The 19,734-nt window shown below is 70.6% G+C and carries 15 protein-coding genes; 10 read left to right on the top strand and 5 right to left on the bottom strand.

Annotation, left to right across the window (positions count from 1 at the left end; translation table 11 throughout):
- Window positions 1–8: 8 nt before the first annotated feature.
- The 3 genes from ccrA to ACIHCQ_RS26245 form a co-directional block, all read right to left on the bottom strand.
- Window positions 9–1,346 (bottom strand): crotonyl-CoA carboxylase/reductase, encoded by a 1,338-nt coding sequence (gene ccrA, locus ACIHCQ_RS26255; RefSeq protein ID WP_399667017.1) that lies wholly within the window; start codon window positions 1,344–1,346, stop codon window positions 9–11.
- Between the two features lie 374 nt (window positions 1,347–1,720).
- The gene (locus tag ACIHCQ_RS26250; protein WP_399667014.1) at window positions 1,721–2,569 is read right to left on the bottom strand and encodes a TetR family transcriptional regulator; all 849 of its coding nucleotides are present in this window, start codon (window positions 2,567–2,569) and stop codon (window positions 1,721–1,723) included.
- Between the two features lie 178 nt (window positions 2,570–2,747).
- Window positions 2,748–4,538 carry a 3-hydroxyacyl-CoA dehydrogenase family protein gene (locus ACIHCQ_RS26245; protein WP_399667011.1) on the bottom strand — a complete coding sequence of 597 codons (1,791 nt, stop codon included), beginning with the start codon at window positions 4,536–4,538 and terminating at the stop codon, window positions 2,748–2,750.
- Window positions 4,539–4,887: 349 nt separating this feature from the next.
- On the opposite strand from ACIHCQ_RS26245, the gene ACIHCQ_RS26240 reads away from it, so the two are divergent.
- The gene (locus tag ACIHCQ_RS26240) at window positions 4,888–5,454 is read left to right on the top strand and encodes a HEAT repeat domain-containing protein (protein WP_399667008.1); all 567 of its coding nucleotides are present in this window, start codon (window positions 4,888–4,890) and stop codon (window positions 5,452–5,454) included.
- Window positions 5,455–5,469: 15 nt separating this feature from the next.
- Here the strand turns inward: ACIHCQ_RS26240 and ACIHCQ_RS26235 are convergent, their stop codons facing one another.
- The gene (locus ACIHCQ_RS26235; RefSeq protein WP_399667004.1) at window positions 5,470–5,907 is read right to left on the bottom strand and encodes a RidA family protein; all 438 of its coding nucleotides are present in this window, start codon (window positions 5,905–5,907) and stop codon (window positions 5,470–5,472) included.
- Between the two features lie 46 nt (window positions 5,908–5,953).
- The gene (locus ACIHCQ_RS26230) at window positions 5,954–7,015 is read right to left on the bottom strand and encodes an Rv2578c family radical SAM protein (RefSeq protein WP_399667001.1); all 1,062 of its coding nucleotides are present in this window, start codon (window positions 7,013–7,015) and stop codon (window positions 5,954–5,956) included.
- 183 nt (window positions 7,016–7,198) lie between these two features.
- Between ACIHCQ_RS26230 and ACIHCQ_RS26225 the strand changes: the two genes are divergently transcribed.
- From ACIHCQ_RS26225 to ACIHCQ_RS26185, 9 genes are all read left to right on the top strand, one after another.
- The gene (locus ACIHCQ_RS26225; protein ID WP_399666998.1) at window positions 7,199–7,588 is read left to right on the top strand and encodes a VOC family protein; all 390 of its coding nucleotides are present in this window, start codon (window positions 7,199–7,201) and stop codon (window positions 7,586–7,588) included.
- Between the two features lie 104 nt (window positions 7,589–7,692).
- A complete protein-coding gene (locus tag ACIHCQ_RS26220) occupies window positions 7,693–8,145 on the top strand; it encodes an SRPBCC family protein (RefSeq protein WP_399666996.1) in 453 nt (150 codons plus the stop codon).
- Between the two features lie 266 nt (window positions 8,146–8,411).
- Window positions 8,412–10,811 carry an MFS transporter gene (locus ACIHCQ_RS26215; RefSeq protein WP_399666993.1) on the top strand — a complete coding sequence of 800 codons (2,400 nt, stop codon included), beginning with the start codon at window positions 8,412–8,414 and terminating at the stop codon, window positions 10,809–10,811.
- 123 nt (window positions 10,812–10,934) lie between these two features.
- Window positions 10,935–13,400 carry a SpoIIE family protein phosphatase gene (locus ACIHCQ_RS26210; protein ID WP_399666990.1) on the top strand — a complete coding sequence of 822 codons (2,466 nt, stop codon included), beginning with the start codon at window positions 10,935–10,937 and terminating at the stop codon, window positions 13,398–13,400.
- A gap of 115 nt (window positions 13,401–13,515) precedes the next feature.
- Complete coding sequence (locus tag ACIHCQ_RS26205; protein ID WP_399666987.1) at window positions 13,516–14,235, top strand: class I SAM-dependent methyltransferase; 720 nt, start codon at window positions 13,516–13,518, stop codon at window positions 14,233–14,235.
- Between the two features lie 102 nt (window positions 14,236–14,337).
- Window positions 14,338–15,171, top strand: coding sequence for a M55 family metallopeptidase (locus tag ACIHCQ_RS26200; protein WP_399666984.1), 834 nt, complete (start codon window positions 14,338–14,340; stop codon window positions 15,169–15,171).
- Window positions 15,164–16,498, top strand: coding sequence for a M20/M25/M40 family metallo-hydrolase (locus tag ACIHCQ_RS26195; RefSeq protein ID WP_399666981.1), 1,335 nt, complete (start codon window positions 15,164–15,166; stop codon window positions 16,496–16,498). Before ACIHCQ_RS26200 ends, ACIHCQ_RS26195 begins: the two co-directional genes overlap by 8 nt.
- 12 nt (window positions 16,499–16,510) lie before the next feature.
- Window positions 16,511–18,694 carry a prolyl oligopeptidase family serine peptidase gene (locus ACIHCQ_RS26190; RefSeq protein WP_399666978.1) on the top strand — a complete coding sequence of 728 codons (2,184 nt, stop codon included), beginning with the start codon at window positions 16,511–16,513 and terminating at the stop codon, window positions 18,692–18,694.
- 5 nt (window positions 18,695–18,699) lie between these two features.
- A complete protein-coding gene (locus ACIHCQ_RS26185; RefSeq protein ID WP_399666975.1) occupies window positions 18,700–19,671 on the top strand; it encodes an LD-carboxypeptidase in 972 nt (323 codons plus the stop codon).
- Window positions 19,672–19,734 lie beyond the last annotated feature (63 nt).

The raw sequence follows: 19,734 nt of genomic DNA, 5'->3' as shown, positions 1-19,734 counted from the left end.
TATGGGCCTCACACATTCCTGAAGCGGTTGATGGCGTCGAGGTGCGTGGCGCGCAGTTCCGCGTCGCTCACGCCCATACCCTCGCGCGGGGCCAGTGCGAGCACGCCCACCTTTCCCTGGTGGAGGTTGCGGTGGACGTCGAACGCGGCCTGGCCGGTGTCGTCCAGCGAGTAGACCTTCGACAGGGTCGGGTGGATTTTGCCCTTGGCGACCAGGCGGTTGGCCTCCCACGCCTCGCGGTAGTTGGCGAAGTGGGAGCCCACGATCTTCTTCAGCGACATCCACAGATAGCGGTTGTCGTACTCGTGGTTGTAGCCCGACGTCGAGGCGCAGGTGACGATGGTGCCGCCCTTGCGCGTGACGTACACACTGGCGCCGAACGTCTCGCGGCCCGGGTGCTCGAAGACGATGTCCACGTCCTCGCCGCCGGTCAGCTCGCGGATGCGCTTGCCGAAGCGCTTCCACTCGCGCGGGTCCTGGTGGTGCTCGTCCTTCCAGAACCGGTAGTCCTCGGCGCTGCGGTCGATGATCGCCTCCGCGCCCATCGAACGGCAGAGGTCCGCCTTCTGCGGGCTGGACACCACACAGATCGGGTTGGCGCCGCCGGCCAGCGCGAACTGGGTGGCGTACGAGCCGAGTCCGCCGCTCGCGCCCCAGATCAGCACATTGTCGCCCTGCTTCATGCCGGCGCCGTTGCGCGAGACGAGCTGGCGGTACGCGGTGGAGTTGACCAGGCCGGGCGCCGCGGCCTCCTCCCAGCTCAGGTGGCCGGGCTTGGGCATCAGCTGGTTGGACTTCACGAGCGCGAGCTCGGCCAGACCGCCGAAGTTCGTCTCGAAGCCCCAGATGCGCTGCTCGGGGTCGAGCATCGTGTCGTTGTGTCCGTCCGAACTCTCCAGTTCGACCGAGAGACAGTGCGCCACGACCTCGTCGCCGGGCCGCCAGGCGTTCACGCCGGGGCCGGTGCGCAGCACGACGCCCGACAGGTCGGAGCCGATGACGTGGTACGGCAGGTCGTGGCGCCTGGCGAGGTCGGAGAGCTTTCCGTACCGCTCCAGGAAGCCGAAGGTGGGCATCGGCTCGAAGATCGAGGTCCAGACGGAGTTGTAGTTCACCGAGCTGGCCATGACCGCGACCAGGGCCTCGCCAGGGCCGAGCTCGGGCACTGGCACGTCCTCGATGTGGAGGGACTTGCGGGGGTCCTTCTCGCGGGTTTCGAGGCCGGCGAACATGTCGACCTCGTCCTTGTGCACGGTCACCGCGCGGTAGGACTCGGGGATGGGCAGTGCGGAGAAGTCGGCGGTCCTGCTGTCCGGCGACTGGATCGCGTCCAGGATTTCCTTCACGGTGTGCCTCCGGCAGAGCGCGTGCTGGGAAGGGGCTGTGGAGGTGTGCCGTCGGTCTGGCGGTGGGGCTGCTGGCAGCGCTGGTGAGCGCGGAAAAGAATGCCTGTGACGCAGGCGTCCGGGCGCACAAACCGATGGTTTGCGGGGACAGCCGGCGTGCGAGGGATCTCTGCACGCCGGCCACCCGGACACCTTCAAGGTATGGCACCGCGTGCCAGCTCGCAAGACACTGCGTGCCAACAGTTTGAAACAGGAAACAACTCTCAGCTGTCATCCGGGGGATACACACGCAGCGACGGCCCCACGTGTGTGCGTGAGGCCGTCGCTGCGTATGTGCGTTTGTGTGCGGTCGGTCCGTAGTCGGTCCCTCCCGGTCAGCCCTGGCCGTCCGCGAGGGCCCTGCGGATCGTACGCATGACCTCGTCCAGCGGGGCGTCGGTACGGGCCACCGTCACCAGGACTTCGCCGTGGCCGGTGGCGGACGGAGCCGCGGTGGCGGACCGGCCATGGGGTGAGCGGCCCGCCCCGATGCCCCTGCCGAAGGTGTCGCGGACGATCGCGAACGCGTGGTCCAGCTGAGTTTCCACATCGCCCTGGCCGCCCGCCCGCAGCCAGCGGCGCAGCACGTGGTTGTGCGCGGTGACGACCGCGGACGCGGCCACCTCCGCCAGCAGCGGGTCGTCGTTGCCGTCGTGGTGGTCACGCTCGTCGAAGTGGCCCAGCAGATAGCGGGTGAACAGCCGTTCATAGCGGGCCACCGAGGCGATTTCCCGCTCCCGCAGCGTGGGCACCTCGCGGGTCAGCCGGTAGCGCTCGACGGAGACCGCGGGGGAGGCCGCGTACATCCGCATGACCTCCTTGATGCCCCGGCACACCGTGTCGAGCGGATGCTCGTGGGCCGGGGCCGCGTTCAGGACCGCCTCGGCGCGCACGAGCGTCTCGTCGTGGTCCGGGAAGATCGCCTCTTCCTTGGAGCGGAAGTGCCGGAAGAACGTCCGGCGGGCGATCCCGGCCGCCGCGGCGATCTCGTCGACGGTCGTCGCCTCGTATCCCTTGGTGGCGAACAGTTCCATCGCCGCGGCCGCGAGCTCGTGGCGCATCTTGAGGCGCTGCGCGGCGGCGCGGCTGCCCGCGGCGCTTTCCGGAGGGTCGGACGCGGCTCTGGCGCGGCTCGGTCGGCGGCTGGGGTCAGAGGGCTGGGACATGCCCTGAACGTACTGCATTCGTGCAGGAGGGCGCGCCTGCGGGCCGCTCGGGCCGCTCGACCCGCTCGACCCGCTTGGGCTGTTCGACCCGCTTGGGCTGTTCGACCCGCTCGGGCCGCTTGGGCTGTTCGACCCGCTCGGGCCGCCGGGAGGCCCGAGCAGCCCGCCCCACCCGGCGCCCGCGTCCGAGTTGCGATCAGCGCCGGGCATATTCGCGGAAGCCACGCCCCGTCTTGCGGCCCAGGCAGCCCGCCGCCACCAGATGCTCAAGCAGCGGCGCCGGAGCCAGCCCGGGGTCGCGGAACTCGCGGTGCAGCACCTTCTCGATGGCGAGCGAAACATCGAGCCCGACCACGTCGAGAAGCTCGAAGGGGCCCATCGGATAGCCGCCGCCCAGCTTCATCGCGGCGTCGATGTCGTCGAGGGTCGCGTAGTGCTCCTGGACCATTTTGATCGCGTTGTTGAGGTACGGGAAGAGCAGGGCGTTGACGATGAACCCGGCCCGGTCGCCGCAGTCCACCGGGTGCTTCTTGATCTCCCTGGTCACCCTGCGGACGGTGGTGTGGACCTCGTCGGAGGTCAGGACCGTACGGACCACCTCGACCAGTTTCATCGCCGGGGCCGGGTTGAAGAAGTGCATGCCGATGACGTCCTGCGGGCGCGAGGTGGCGCGGGCGCAGGCGACGACCGGCAGCGAGGAGGTGGTGGTGGCGAGGATCGCGCCCTCCTTGCAGACCTTGTCGAGGGTGGCGAAGAGCTGCTGCTTGATCTCCAGGTCCTCGGCCACCGCCTCCACCGCGAGATCGACCTCGGCGAAGGCGTCGAGCGAACCGGCCGGGGTGATCCTGGCCAGGGCCGCCTCGCGGACCTCGGCCGTCATCCGGCCTTTGTCGACGGAGCGGGCGAGGGACTTGGCCGCCCGGACCTTCGCCGCCTCCGCCTTCTCCAGGCTGCGGGCGGCGAGCACGACCTCGTAACCGGCCTTGGCGAAGACCTCCGCGATACCGCTCGCCATGGTGCCGGAGCCCGCCACGCCGACGGACCTGACCTCGCGGCCGACCCGCTCGTCCTCCGCCGGCCGCGGGGTGAGCGCGTCCGGGACCACGACGGCGGCGGCGGGAGCGGCGGGCGCCGCGTACGCGTAGAAGCCGCGGCCGGTCTTGCGGCCGGTCAGCCCCGCCTCGCTGAGCTGCTTGAGGATGGGCGCGGGCGCGTGCAGCCGGTCGTGGGAGGCGGCGTACATCGCCTCCAGCACCGTACGGGCGGTGTCGATGCCGATCAGGTCGAGCAGAGCGAGCGGCCCCATCGGCAGCCCGCAGCCGAGCTTCATCGCGGCGTCGATGTCCTCGCGGGAGGCGTACTTGGCCTCGTACATCGCGGCGGCCTGGTTGAGGTAGCCGAAGAGCAGCCCGTCCGCGACAAACCCGGGCCGGTCGCCGACCGCGACGGGCTCCTTGCCGAGGTCGCGGGCGAGCGCGGTGACCGCGTCGACGGCGTACGGCGCGGTCAGCACCGAGGAGACCACCTCGACCAGCTTCATCGCCGGGGCCGGGTTGAAGAAGTGCAGGCCGAGCACGCGCTCGGGGTGCTCGGAGTCGGCGGCCAGCCGGGTCACCGACAGCGCGTTGGTGCCAGTCGCGAGGATCGTGCCCGGACGGACGATGGCGTCCAGCGCGCGGAAGACCTGGTGCTTGGTCTCGTACGACTCCGGCACGACCTCGATGACCAGCTCGGCGTCGGCCGCGGCGTGCAGATCGGAGAAGGTACGGAAGCGGGCGAGGATGTTCCTGCGGTCCTCCTCGGTGATCCGCTCGCGCTCCACGGCACGGGCGGTGGAGGACTCAAGCGCGGTGACCGCCTGACGGGCGGCGGCAGGGCTGACGTCGATGCCGATGACCTCACGGCCGGCGCGGGCGAGGACTTCGGCAATGCCGGTGCCCATGGTGCCGAGGCCGACGACGGCAATGGTGTGCAGAGGGATGTCCATCGGGGGACTCCAGGGATGAGTGACGACTGATGAGGGACGCGCGCGGGCGGGCGAAGACGCCGAAGGGCGCACGGCGAGTGCGTGTCATGAGCGTTCGTACTGGCGTACAGGTCGTACTGAAGGGCCGACGGACTCTGTCCCGGAGTCGCGTCGTCCCTGTGTCTTCTGTCTTCTGTACTTGCTTCTGTACTTGCCTGACCGACGGCACTCGCGGTGGCTGCGTCACCAGGCCACCGTGAGCTGTGCGGGGGTAATCCGCTCACTTGAGCTTAACCGGCGAGTAACGAGCGCGCCAGCCCCTCGGTACGTGCCGTCTGAATTGTGGCCCATCGCCGATACCCTGGCCGTCATGGACGTGGAGTTACTGGCGCTGGCGCAACGGCTGCGGAGCGAGTCGGGTGGTTCAGCGGCGTACGAACGGCTTATGGCGACTGCGGACCGGGAGGAACTCGCCGCAGCCCTCACCGAACAGGAGTGCCCCCTGTGGGCACGGGAGCTCGCGGCCTTCCGGCTCGGCTGCGCGGGGGACCGGCGGGCCTTCGAGGCGCTCGTGCTGCTCCTCAACCACCGGGACCCGGCGCGCTGCGTCTCCGCCGCGCACGCCCTGACCAGGCTGAACGACCCCCGCACACCCCGCGCGGCGGCGGCGCTCGCGACCAATGAGCTGCGGGTCTCCTACGCGCTGCTCCCGGTTCGGCTGCTCACGCGCCTGCGCGCACCGGAATCCGTGCCGACGCTGATGACGGTCCTGCGGCGCAGGCTGGTTCCGGGTGACCCGTACTGGAGGGTGGCGCTGGCGTGCGTCGAGGGCCTGGGCGCCCTGGGCGACAAGAGAGCGGCGGACATCCTGCGAACGGCGCGCACGCACCCCCGGCTGACGGCGGCGGCGGAGGCGGCGCTGGCGCGCCTGAACTGACGGACGTACGACGTCCTAGTTCTCCTCGCCCTGGCTCACCTCGCGCTGGCTCTCCTCCCCGATGAGCGCGAACGCCTCTATCTCGACGAGCAGCTCGGGCCGGAACAGCGCCGCCACCTGGACCGCGGAGCTCGCCGGCATGCGCTCGGGGTCGAGCACCTCGTCGCGTGCGGCGCGGACCGCCGGAAGGTGCGCGACGTCGGTGACGAAGTAAGTCAGCTTGACCACGTCCTCGAAGGACGCGCCCGCCGCGGCCAGACAGCGGCGGAGGTTCTCGAAGACCTGCCGCGCCTGCGCCGCCGGATCTGCCTCGCCCACCACCTTGCCGTCCGCGTCGAAGGCGCACTGCCCCGATATCGCGACGAACCGGCCGGTACCCCAGACGACATGGCTGTAACCGGTGCCGGGAGCGACGCCTTCGGGGGCTTGTACATGGGTGAGTCGGCTAGTCATGCGCTCATCCTCGCGCACGCCACTGACAATCCGGCCGCCCGCACCCTCACAGCAGGGTCAGCTGCTCCGGCTCCGTCTGCGGCTCGGTCTGCGGCTCCGACCCGGCTTCCGGAGGGGGTGGGATCCGGCGTGGCGCGGCCCGGTCCGTGGGGCCTATGCCGAACTCCGTGGCCAGTTCGTGGACCTGGCGCGTGATCCGGCGCTGATACCACTTCGGCGCGTAGGCCCCCTCCGCGTACAGCCGCTCGTAGCGCCGCACCAGATGCGGATGGTGTTGCCCCAGCCACTGCATGAACCACTCGCGCGCCCCGGACCGCAGATGGAGCACGAGCGGCGTCACCGACGTCGCCCCGGACGCGGCGATCGCCCGTACGGTCGCCCGCAGTTGGTCCGGGTGGTCGCCGAGGAACGGGATGACCGGCGCCATCAGCACCCCGCAGCCGATGCCGTGGTCGGTGAGGGTGCGTACGACGTCGAGGCGGCGCTCCGGCGAGGGCGTGCCCGGCTCCACCGTGCGCCACAGCTCGCGGTCGGTGAAGCCGACCGAGACGGAGATCCCGACCTCGGTCACCTCCGCCGCCTGCCGCAGCAGATCCAGATCGCGCAGGATCAGCGTGCCCTTGGTGAGGATGGAGAAGGGGTTCGCGCGGTCGCGCAGGGCCGTGATGATGCCCGGCATCAGCTGGTAGCGCCCCTCCGCCCGCTGGTAGCAGTCGACGTTCGTGCCCATGGCGATGTGCGCGCCCTGCCACCGCGGGGACGCCAGTTGCCGGCGCAGCAGCTCGGGGGCGTTGATCTTCACCACGATCTGGGTGTCGAAACCGAGCCCCGTGTCGAGGTCCAGATAGCTGTGGGTCTTGCGGGCGAAGCAGTACACGCAGGCGTGCGTACAGCCGCGGTAGGGGTTCACCGTCCACTCGAACGGCATCCGTGAAGCACCGGGCACGCGGTTCAGAATCGAACGGGCGCGGATCTCGTGGAAGGTGATGCCCCGGAATTCGGGTGTGTCGAAGGTCCTCGTGGTCACCGCGGACGTGGAGAAAAGCGCGGTGTCCCCGGCCGTGGCGGGGTTCTCGACTGGGCTCTCGGCCAGATTGTCCCAGCGCATGGGGCGCCTCCTCAGTAGCACTGACCACAGAATAGAACATATGTTCCCTTGATCGCCGCTGGAGGGAGTCAAACTTTCCGGCAGGGGTTGAGTTGAGGGCTCAAGTGTGGGCGCGGCTGCGTCGAACACTGCGGTTGGCGTGTGGCCTTTGGTGGACCCGCTACTTGGCTGGGAGGTCCTGACATGACCAGTAAGTTCACCGAGCTTGCGATCGACTGTGCCGATCCCAACGGTCTCGCCCGGTTCTGGTGCTCGGTCCTTGACTACGAGGTGCAAGAAGAAGGCGACGGAATTGTCACCATTGGCTCCCCGGCGGTGCCTGAAGGCAAGAACCGCCTTGGCCCAGTGCCACCGACGTTGACATTCGCGCACGTGCCCGAGGGCAAGACCGTCAAGAACAGGCTCCACATCGACGTCAACCCAACCGACAGGGAGCAAGACGAAGAGGTCCGTCGCCTGCTCGACCTAGGTGCTCGACACGCCGACGTCGGCCAAACCGGCGATGAGAGCTGGGTCACACTTGCCGACCCGGAGGGGAACGAGTTCTGCGTCCTTGCGGGCCGCCGCCCCTGATCGGAGGCCGCACACCCGCGCCAGACCTCCCGGATTTGGGCGGCCGGTCCCAAGGTGATTGGCTAGCCCGCACCCCGAAGAACCGAGTGCTGGAGGAAACGCGAATGGCGCAGGTCGAAGCCACCACGGAACGGATCATCTCGGCGGACGCGGAGACGGTGTTCGACGCGCTGGCCGACTACGAGAACACCCGCGCGAAGCTTCTGCCCGAGCACTTCAGCGAGTACGAGGTCCGGGAGGGCGGCGACGGCGAGGGCACCCTCGTCCACTGGAAGCTTCAGGCGACGAGCAAGCGCGTCCGCGACTGCTTGCTTGAGGTGACCGAGCCGACCGACGGTCAGCTGATCGAGAAAGACCGCAACTCCTCCATGGTCACCACCTGGACGGTCACCCCGGCGAGCGAGGGCGGGACGCCGCGGGCGCGGGTCGTCGTCAGCTCGGTCTGGACCGGCGCGGGCGGCATCGGCGGTTTCTTCGAGAGGACCTTCGCGCCCAAGGGGCTCGGCCGTATCTACGACGAACTGCTCGACAAGCTCGCGGCGGAGGTCGCGAAGTAGTCGCCACGCAGAGGGGTCCGCTGGCCCCGTAAGGCTCGGAGTTCACCGTTTCGAGTGGTTTCCCCGCGGTACCGTGACGCACCTTCCCGTGCCACAGTGCCGCGGGAAAGCCCTGATGAGCGCCCGAAGTGCACCCTGCCAAGGGTCTTTTGCACCCGATTACCCGCCCCCGCTCGGACAGCGCCCGCTTGCTCCCCCTTCATGCCGAATGCGAAGAATTACGCCGCGCAGGCAGGCATGGCGAAGGGCAGAAGGGGAGCAGATCCGTGGGCGGCAGCACTCTGGTCCCCGGCGAGCAGTCCGCACCGGCCACGGCCGGTCGTTCGGGCGCCGGTCGTTCGGACGCCGGTCCTTCGGGCGCCGCGCCCGGCACGCCGCTCAGCCCCCGCCGCGTACGACTCGTCTTCGCCGTCCTCGTCCCCGCGCTGCTGTTCGCCGCGCTGGAGCAGACGATTGTCGCCACCGCCCTCCCTGACGCTGTCGGCGACCTGAGGGACCCGGACCGGATGGCCTGGGCGGTCACCGCCTACCTCCTCACCGCCGCCATCGCGCTGCCCGTCCACGGCAAACTCGGCGACATCTTCGGCCGCAAGGGCGTCTTCCAGTTCGCCATCGCCGTCTTCGTCATCGGCTCCGCGCTGGCCGGCTGGTCGCGCACGATGGACCAGCTCATCGCCTTCCGGGCCGTCCAGGGCCTGGGCGCGGGCGGTGTCCTGACCGGCGTGCAGGCGATCACCGCGGACCTCGTCCCGCCCCGCCGACGCGGCCGTTTCATGGGCCTCATCGGCGCCGTATTCGGACTCGCCTCCCTCGCCGGACCGCTCGCCGGCGGCCTTCTCACCGACCAGCTCTCCTGGCGCTGGTGCTTCTACGTCAGCGCCCCCTGCGGTCTGGTCACCCTGCTTGTCGTCACCGTGGCGCTGCCCCGTCCGAAGCGCGCCAAGGCCGCCAAGGCCGCCAAGGCCGCCAGAGCGCGACTCGACGTGCTCGGCACGCTCTTCTTCGCCGCCGCCACCACCTGTGTTGTGCTGCTGACCAGTTTGGGTGGCAGGCAGTTCGCGTGGGACTCGCGCGTCATCCTGGGTCTGGCGGCGGGCGCGGCGGGAACAGCCCTGCTCTTCGTGGTCGTCGAGTACTTGGTGTCCCGACCGCTCATCCCGCCCCGGCTGTTCCGCGCCCCGGGTTTCACCGTCACCAGCCTCGTCGGCACGGTCATCGGCGTCGCGCTCTTCGGCGTGGCGGGCTATCTGCCGTCCTGCCTCCAGTTGCTGTACGGAGTCGACGCCACCGAGTCCGGACTGCTGATGCTCCCGATGGCGGGCGGTATCGCCGTCGCCTCGATCATCTCCGGGCCGCTCGTCAGCCGCACCGGGCGCTACCGGATCCCTTCCGTCCTCGGCTGCGCGGTCTCGGCGGCCGGCACATGGCTGCTGTCGCGCCTGGACGCCGACACGACCCGGCTCGACCTCGGCGTCCGGCAGGCGGTGCTCGGCGTCGGCATCGGACTGGTGCTGCCCGTGCTGATCCTCGCCGCGCAGAACGCCGCACCGCCCGCCGACGTCGGCGCGGCCACCGGGGCGCACACCTGCTTCCGGCAGCTGGGCGGGGGCGTCGGCGCCGTCCTGGGCACGCTCCTCGCCGACCGGGCGTACGCGGACGCGGACGCGATGCCGCGGATTTTCCTCCCCCTCGTGCCGGTGCTCGCGCTCGGCCTCCTCATCGCCTTCTTCCTCAAGGAGAAACCGCTGGTGTCCTACAACGCCCCGTCCGCTCCGACCACCCCGTCCGCCCCGGCTGCCGAGCCCACCGAGCACACGCCGCACACCCCGTACACCCCGTACACCAAGCCCACCGTGCCCTGGGCACGCAGCGCCCGCCACGATCGCGCCGCCGCCCCCTCGTACGGCTCCGGCGTTCCCGTCTGCGGCACCGTCCAGCACCATGACGGCAGCACCGTCCCGCTCGCCGCCCTGACCCTCATCGACGTACAGGGGCAACAGATCGGACGCGGCGCGAGCGGTGAGGACGGGCGGTACGCGCTGAGCGTGCCGGGCTCCGGCTCGTACGTCATGATCGCGGCGGCGGGCGGGCATCAGCCGCAGGCCGTCACCGTCGTCGTCGGCGAGCGGCCCGTCGAACTCGATGTGGTGCTCGGCGGGGCGGGCCGTCTCGCCGGGGTTGTGGTCACCGCGGACGGCACGCCCGTACGGGACGCAGCGGTCACCCTCACCGACGTACGCGGTGAGGTCGTCGCCACCACCCGCAGTGGCCGCGAAGGGGGCTATGTGATCAGCGAACTGGTGGCGGGGGAGTACACGCTCGCCGCGAGCGCCCCCGTCTTCCGTCCCGCCGCGCTCCCCGTGAGCGTGCAGGCGTCCCGTGAGACCCGCCAGGACATCGAGCTGGCGGGGGGCGCGATGCTGCGCGGGACGGTGCGCGCCGGTGACGGGCGCCCCGTCGAGGACGCGCGCGTCACGCTGCTCGACGCGGCGGGAAATGTGGTGGACACCCTCACCACGGGCCCCGACGGCACCTTCCGGTTCGTCGACCTCTCAACCGGCGAGTACACGGTGATCGCGGCGGGTTATCCGCCGGTGGCGACGGTGCTGCAGGTCGCGGGCGGGGGGCGCACCGAGCGCGATCTCCAACTGGGGCACGCGGACTGACCCGCCGTCCGTTTCGCGCGGGCGCACCACCTATTCCGCCGTTGCCCCGCGGACCGCGGCGCGGGGCCGTACCGTGGTGGACAGGGCCGCGCATTCTGGCGGCGGGGAAGGAGCCTCGCACCCATGGACAGTGGTGTTCCGCCGACGCCGCCACGGCAGCCGTACGCCGTGGCCGGACGGATTCCGCTAGCTGTGATCGTCGTGGACGGCGACGGCCTGGTGACGCACTGGTCGACCGGAGCGCGCCGGCTCTTCGGACCCACCAGGGAGCAGGCGGTGGGACAGTCCGCCGTCGACCTGCTCCCTGTCTCGGGCGCGCTGGCCGCCGAGGGTGAGTACGAGGAGTACGGCGCCTACGGCGGTCTGGGCCCCGGTCTCGACCGCTCGCTCAACGGCATCACCTCCTATCCGTCGGCAGGCCGGGCCCGCCTCTCCGAGCCGGGGCGCGACCGCGTCGATGTGCTGTGGTGGGCCTACCCCATGGTCGGACCGGGCCACGAGCGGCTGCTCGTACTGGCCGCGGACGCCACGCAGTTCACCTCCGAGAGTGAGGGCGGCCAGAGCGGCGAGAGAGGCGAGAGCGTTGAGCGCATCGCGCCCGGATTCGCCCTGCATACCGAGTTCACGGGGTTTCCCGGTTTCGACGAGCTCGCCCGCCGGCTCCCCGAGATCCTGCCGAGCATGAGCGTCCAGCAGTCGACGCGGATCGTCTCCCAGGTACTGGACCTCGGCTATCCGGTGCTCGAATTCAGCCATCTCGACCGGGTTCCCGTCACCCCCGACTGGGGCGTGCCCCGGCGCGCCGAGCGCCAGCAGCGGCAGCGCGCCGCGTTACAGGCCGCGGCGGCCGGGCAGCCGGTCGACACGGCCGACCTGGAGCAGGATCTCGAATACGCCGCGGTGCGCGAGCGGCTCGAATTCCTCAACGAGGTCAGCGGACGCATCGGTACGTCGCTCGATCTGGCCCGCACCATCCGCGAGGTCACCAGCGCCGCCGTACCCCGCTTCGCGGACTTCGCCGGTACGCATCTGCGCGCGGCCGTGCTGGCGGGCGAGGGCTTCCCGGACGGCCCGCCGGACGTGACGACCGTCTGGCACCGCGTATGGGTCGAGCACAACGACGAACCGCACCGCTGGGACGACACCGTTCCGGTCGGCGAGGCCATCGCCTTCCCCGAACAGACGCCGTTCTTCCGGTGCATGGTCACCGGAGAGCCGGTGCTCATCCCGCTCATCAGCGAGGAAATGGGGAACCGGATCTCCGGACAGTTCGAGAAGCGGGACCTGCGGCCCCTCATCAACCACCGCTCGATGCTGATCGTGCCGCTCAAGGCACGCGATGTCGTCCTCGGCTTCATGGTGCTCATGCGCCGTCCGGGGCGCGAGGCGTTCAACGACATGGACCGCACCACCGGCGCCGAACTCGCCGCGCGCGCCGGTCTCGTCCTCGACAACGCCCGTATGTACACCTACCAGGAGAACGTCGCCGAGACGCTCCAGGACAGCATGTTGCCGCAGGTAGCTCCGCGCATGGCGGGCTGCGACGCGGCCACCCGCTATCTGCCCGGCGCCAGCCTCGGCCGGGTCGGCGGTGACTGGTTCGACACGATCAAGCTGCCCGGCTCGCGTACCGCGTTCGTCGTCGGCGACGTCATGGGCCACGGCCTCAACTCGGCCGCGATGATGGGACAGCTGCGTACCGCCGTACAGACCATGGCCACCATGGAGCTGCCGCCCGCGCAGCTGCTCCGCAGCCTGGACGACCTGGCGCGGCGGCTCGGCGAGCAGTATCTGGCGACCTGTCTGTACGCCGTCTACGACCCGATCGGCTCCGAGCTGCAGATCTCCAACGCGGGCCATATCCCGCCCGTGCTGGTCCGGGCCGCGGACGGCCGCAGCGAGCTGCTCGAACTGCCCACCGGCGCGCCCATCGGCGTCGGCGGGGTCCCCTTCGAGACGGCCCGGTTCCCGGTGGAGCCCGGCGACCGGCTGGTGATGTGCACCGACGGTCTGGTCGAGGTGCGCGGCGAGGACATCGGGGTGGGCCTGGCCACACTCTGCGAGTACGCCGCGCACCCCGCGGCTTCCATGGACGATGCCTGCGACACCATCATCCGCGCGCTCAACACACGCGGCGGACGCAAGGACGACGTGGCCCTGCTGATGGCGCGCCTCAACGGCATCGCCGCCGAGGACGTCGCCGACTGGCCGCTGTCGGCCGAGCCGCGCGAGGTGGGGCGGGCCCGGCGGCTGGTCCGCGGACAGCTCGCCGTCTGGGGCCTGGCGGAACTGTCGGGGAACGTCGAGCTCATGGTGAGCGAGCTGGTGACCAATGCCGTACGGCATGGGCACGGCGGCCAGGTGAATCTGCGCCTGACCCGCTCCGGCTCCGACACCCTGCTGTGCGAGGTCTCCGACGACGATCACTCCCTGCCGACCCTGCTCAACGCCGGTCCTGAGAGCGAGTTCGGGCGCGGGCTGCGGGTGGTGAGCCGCCTGGCGAGGGAGTGGGGCAGCAGCCGCACCGAAGTCGGCAAGGCCGTGTGGTTCGAGCAGACGCTCCCGCGTGTGCCGCGCCCCGGACGCTGAGGCTCTCGGCACATTGTTCGCTTATTTGTTCGTACTTCGTGCGAGGCTCCATGTCGCCCCCTACGTTGTCATCCGTACGTTGTCGTCATCCGTGCCGGACCTGGGGAGTGCACGCATGAATGTGTCAGAGGACTACCGGAACGCGTGGGAAAGCTACTGGCGTGAGACGACCGACGCGCCGGGCGAGGCCATTTGGGACGCCGAACCCGCGCTGACCGCCGAGCCGCACACCGAGCTGCTGCTGCCCTACGCGCGCGTCGCGCTGCCCATAGTGGATCTCGGCTGCGGAAACGGCACGCAGACCCGCTATCTCGCCGGCCGGTTCACCAAGGCGGTAGGCGTGGACCTCTCGCATGCGGCGATCGAGCACGCGCGCCACGCCGACGCCGCCGGGATCGCCGAGTTCGAGCAGCTCAATCTGGTGGACGGGAAGGCGGTCAGAGGGCTGCACGAACGCCTGGGAGACTGCCACGTCTATATGCGGGCGGTGATCCATCAGAGCAGACCGCAGGACCGGGCGGCAGTTGCGCGCGCGGTCGCCGAACTCGTGGGCGTACAGGGCCGCGCCTTTGTCGTGGAGCTGGTCTCGGCGTCCAGGGACGTACTGCGCCGGGCGGCCTCGGAACCCGACGGGCCGCCCCCCAAACTCCGCAGGGTCTTCGCGCACGGCCTGAAACCGGCGGACGCTTCGGACGAGGAGGTGCCCGCGCTGCTGGCGGAGGCGGGCCTGCACATCTTCGCGAGCGGTGACACGGCGCTCGCGCAGACGGAGTATCTGGCGGACGGCACCCGGATCGAGCTGCCCGCCCGGTGGTTCGTGGTCGGGCGGGCCTGAGGGCCAGCTGTTCGGGCCGCCGGCCCGGCCGCGAGTCCGGCCGTTTCCGTGAGTTATCCACAGGCCTGGTGGGGGTGGGTGGCGCCGCGTAACGTTCCGGGCATGAAGATCCTCATCTCAGCGGACATGGAGGGCGCCACCGGGGTGACCTGGCCGGCTGATGTGCTGCCAGGCACTCCCCAGTGGGAGCGCTGCCGTTCTCTTTTCACTTCCGATGTGAACGCCGCGGCCCTCGGCTTCTTCGACGGCGGCGCCGACGAGGTGCTCATCAACGAAGCGCACTGGTCCATGCGCAATCTCCTGCTGGAGCGGCTGGACGAGCGGGCCCAGATGCTCACCGGCAAGCACAAATCCCTCTCCATGGTCGAAGGCGTACAGCACGGCGACGTGGACGGCATCGCCTTCGTCGGCTACCACACCGGAGCGGGCACGGAAGGGGTGCTCGCCCACACCTACCTCGCCAACTCCATCACCGGCGTCTGGCTGAACGGCGCGCGGGCGAGCGAGGGCCTGCTCAACGCCCATGTCGTCGCGGAGTACGGGGTTCCGGTGGTGCTGGTCACCGGTGATGATCTGACCTGTGCGGACGCGGGCGGCTATGCGCCCGACGCCCGCACGGTCGCGGTGAAGGATCATGTCTCGCGGTACGCGGCGGTGTGCCGCACCCCGGCGCGGACCGCATCGGACATCCGCGCCGCGGCAAAGGAAGCGGCGGCCCTCGCCGTGCGCCATGAACCGGTGCGGGGTGGTCCGTTCACCGTGGAGCTTGAGTTCGACGCGGACCATCTGGCCGCGGCCGCCACCGTCGTCCCGGGGGTTTCGGTCGGCGGTGAGCGGCGTGTCGAGTACACAAGCGAGACGATGTATGAGGCCATTCGTACCTTCAAAGCCGTTACGACGATCGTCTCGGCAGCAGTGGAGGAGCAGTATGGCTGAGATGTCAACGCCGATAGACGGTCAGGCGCTGGAAGAGGCGGTGACCTTCACCTCCGAGCTGATCCGCATCGACACCACCAACCACGGCGGCGGCGACTGCCAGGAGCGGCCCGCCGCGGAATATGTGGCCGAGCGGCTGGCGGGCGCCGGGATCGAACCGACCATGCTGGAGCGCACCCGTGGGCGTACCAATGTCGTCGCCCGCATCGAGGGCACCGACCCGTCCGCCGAAGCCCTGCTGGTCCACGGCCATCTGGACGTGGTGCCGGCCGAGCCCGCCGACTGGTCCGTGCACCCCTTCTCCGGGGAGATCCGTGACGGAGTGGTCTGGGGCCGCGGCGCGGTCGACATGAAGAACATGGACGCGATGGTCCTGGCCGTCGTCCGGGGGTGGGCCCGCCAGGGCATCAGGCCCCGGCGGGACATTGTCATCGCGTACACCGCCGACGAGGAGGCCAGCGCGATCGACGGCTCGGGCTACCTCGCCGACCACCACCCCGGCCTCTTCGAGGGGTGTACGGAAGGGATCAGCGAGTCGGGGGCGTTCAGCTTCCACGCCGGACCCGGAATGACGCTCTACCCGATCGCGGCGGGCGAGCGGGGCACCGCCTGGCTCAAGCTCACCGCTCATGGCAGGGCCGGTCATGGCTCCAAGGTCAACAGTGCCAACGCGGTCACCCGGCTGGCCATGGCCATCACCCGGATCGGCGAGCACGAGTGGCCGGTGCGGCTCACCGCCACCGTGCGGGCGGCGCTGGCCGAGCTCGCCGCGCTGCACGGCATCAACGTCGATGTGGACGCGCCCGACTTCGATCCGGACGTGCTGATGGCGAAGCTCGGCCCGGCCGCCGCGCTGGTCGAATCGACCGTGCGCAACAGCGCCAACCCGACCATGCTGGACGCCGGTTACAAGGTCAATGTCATCCCGGGGCACGCCACCGCGTATGTCGACGGGCGCATGCTGACCGGCGGTGAGGCCGAGTTCCACGACACCATGGACCGGCTGACGGGGCCGGACGTGGACTGGGAGTTCCACCACCGGGAGGTGGCGCTCGAAGCGCCCGTCGACTCACCGACGTACGCCAAGCTGCGCGCGGCCGTCGAGCGCTTCGATCCGGACGGCCATGTCGTGCCGTACTGCAGCCCGGGTGGCACGGACGCCAAGCAGTTCTCCCGGCTCGGCATCACCGGCTATGGCTTCTCGCCGCTGAAGCTGCCGCCCGGCTTCGACTACGCGGCACTGTTCCACGGAGTCGACGAGCGAGTCCCGGTCGAAGCGCTGCACTTCGGAGTGAAGGTGCTCGACCACTATCTGCGGTCCGCATAGGGGGAATTGGCAATGGTAGCCACGGGAGCCTACGGAACCTGGCCGTCACCGATCGACGCGGCGCTCGCCGCCTCGCACGCGGGCCGCCCCGAATACCTCGGCATCGTCGGCGACGAGGTGTGGTGGACCGCGCCGCGCCCCGCCGAGGGGGGCAGACGCGCCCTGATGCGCAGACGGGCCGACGGCGCCGAGGAATCGGTGCTCCCGTCCCCGTGGAACGTGCGCAGCAGGGTCATCGAGTACGGCGGCCAACCCTGGGCCGGAACCTGGCGCGCCGACGGCGGCCCACTCGTCGTCTTCGTCCACTTCCCCGACCAGCGGCTGTACGTGTACGAGCCGGACGCGCCCGAGGCCGCGCCGCGTCCGCTGACCCCGGTGTCGGAGCTGGGCGGCGGGCTGCGCTGGGTGGATCCGCGGCTGCGCCTGGACTACGGCCGGGGTGGCGGTGGCGAAGTCTGGTGCGTGCTGGAGGAGTTCACCGGACCGGCGCCCACGGACGTACGCCGGGTGATCGCGGCCGTGCCGCTGGACGGCTCGGCGGCCGAGGACCGCGGGGCGGTGCGGGAGCTCTCCGGCGACCGGCACCGCTTCGTCACCGGGCCGCGGCTCTCGCCGGACGGGCGCCACGCCGCCTGGATCGCCTGGGACCACCCGCAGATGCCGTGGGACGGCTCGGTGGTGATGCTCGGCGAGGTGGTCGAGGACGGCCCGTTCGCGGCGGTGCGGCCGGTCGTCGGGGGCACGGACGAGTCGGTCTGCCAGGTCGACTGGGCCCCGGACGGCTCGCTGCTCTTCGTCTCCGACCTGGGCAACTGGTGGGAGCTCCAGCGCATCCGCCCGGAGGCGCTAGGTCCTGTCCGGGCGATCTTCGAGGATCAGCCCGCGGCGTCAGATGCGGTGCATCGCAAGGCGGAGGGTCGCCCTCGTACTGGACGTACTTGGGCGACTCCGACAACACAGCGAGGTGCCGTAGCTGTCGTCGCGGGCCCGACAAGATCGCCCGGACAGGTCCTAGTGGCCGGTGCCATACAGAGCGTCCCCCTCTGCCCCGGCCGGCGCGAGGAGTTCGGCGGGCCACTGTGGAAGATCGGCCTCAGCTGGTTCCACCCCCTGGAGAACGGGCTGATCGCCGTCATCCACGGCAAGGGCACCACCGCGCTGGGGATCCTCGACCCGGAGACCGGTGAACTCGTCGACGCCGCCGGGCCCTGGACCGAATGGGCGGCCACCCTCGCCGTGCACGGCGACCGGGTGATCGGTGTCGCCGCCAGCCCGCGCAGCGCGTACGAGGTGGTCGAGCTCGACACCAGGACCGGGCGCACCCGGGTCATCGGCTCGGCGCACGACGACCCGGTGGACCCGGTGTACTACCCGGAGCCACAGATCCGCACGTTCACCGGCCCCGGCCACCGCGAGATCCACGCCCATATCTATCCGCCGCACAGCCCGGACCGGATCGCGCCCGACGATGAACTGCCGCCGTTCGTTGTGTGGGCACACGGCGGCCCGACAGGCCATGCGCCTCTCGTCCTCGACCTGGAGATCGCCTACTTCACCTCCCGGGGCATCGGCGTCGCCGAGGTCAACTACGGCGGCTCCACCGGCTATGGCCGCGCATACCGGCAGAGGCTGCGCGAACAGTGGGGCGTGGTCGACGTCGAGGACTGCGCGGCCGTCGCCGAGGCGCTGGCCGCCGAGGGCACGGCGGACCCGGCACGGCTCGCCATCCGCGGCGGCAGCGCGGGCGGCTGGACCGCCGCCGCCTCCCTCACCACCACCGACCTCTACGCCTGCGGCACCATCATCTATCCCGTCCTCGACCTGACGGACTGGGCCGCCGACGGGACCCACGACTTCGAATCGCAGTACCTGGAGTCGCTGATCGGCCCGCTCTCCGAAGTCCCCGGGCGCTACCGCGAGCGCTCGCCGCTCCACCACACCGACCGGATTGCCGCACCGTTCCTGCTGCTCCAGGGGCTCGACGACGTGATCTGCCCGCCCGTGCAGTGCGAGCGGTTCCTGACCCGGATGGCGGGGCGCGGCATTCCCCACGCGTACATCGCCTTCGAGGGCGAGGGCCACGGCTTCCGCCGGGCCGACACCTTGATACGCGCGCTGGAGGCCGAGCTCTCCCTTTACGCCCAGGTCTTCTCCGTCACCCGCCCCGACGTGCCCCTCCTGGAGCTCAGGAAGTGACCCCCATGCCGTCCACCTCTTCACCGTCTTCTTCACCGTCTTCACCTCCCTTGCTGTCCTTGACACGGCCCGCGCGACTGCGGCCGGGTGCCAAGGTCGCCGTGGTGGCGCCCAGCGGACCGGTCCCGGAGGAACGGCTGGAAGCGGGCCTCGACATCCTGCGCGGCTGGGATCTGGAGCCCGTCGTCATGCCCCATGTCCGCGATCAGCACCGGGATTTCTGGTATCTGGCGGGGACGGACGCGGCCCGCGCCCGTGAGCTGACTCAGGCCTGGTGCGACCCGTCGGTCTCCGCGGTGCTCTGCGCCCGCGGCGGCTACGGCGCACAGCGCATGGTGGATCTCCTCGACTGGACAGCGATCCGCGCGGCCGGGCCCAAGGTCTTCGTCGGGTACAGCGACATAACGGCCCTGCATGAGGCGTTCGCCGTGCGGATGGGCCTGGCGACCCTGCACGGCCCGATGATCGGCGCGCTCGCCTTCCTCAAGGACGGCCGCACCCAGGAGTCGCTGCGCGCCACGCTCTTCGAGCCCGAATCGGTGCGGACGCTCGGCCTGGAGAGCGCCCGCACCATGGTCCCCGGCCGCGCCCGGGGCGTCACGCTCGGTGGCTGCGTGAGCCTGCTCGCCGCGGACCTGGGCACCGCGTACGCCCGCCCCTCCGCCCGGGGCGGTCTGCTGCTCATCGAGGACGTGGGGGAGGAGGACTACCGCCTCGACCGGATCCTCACCCAACTGCTGCGCTCGGGCTGGCTGGATGGTGTGGCCGGGGTCGCCCTCGGCTCCTGGTCGGAGTGCGGACCGTACGAGCAGGTGCGCGCGGTGCTGTGCGACCGGCTGGGCGGGCTGGGCGTACCGGTGGTTGAGGAGCTGGGGTTCGGGCACGGGGAGACCGCGCTGACGATGCCGTTCGGCGCGGCGGCGGTGCTGGACGCGGAGGCGTGCACGCTGACGCTGGACGACCCCGCGCTGAGCTGAGCTACCCGGAACCAACGGGCGGTCACGGTGCTCCCTCGCTGGTCATGGCCTGGTCATGGCCTG

The organism is Streptomyces sp. NPDC052236 (assembly GCF_044548015.1).
Taxonomy (GTDB): domain Bacteria; phylum Actinomycetota; class Actinomycetes; order Streptomycetales; family Streptomycetaceae; genus Streptomyces.
Note: the sequence above shows the minus strand (reverse complement) of the source record. Positions and strands in the feature narration are given on the sequence as shown.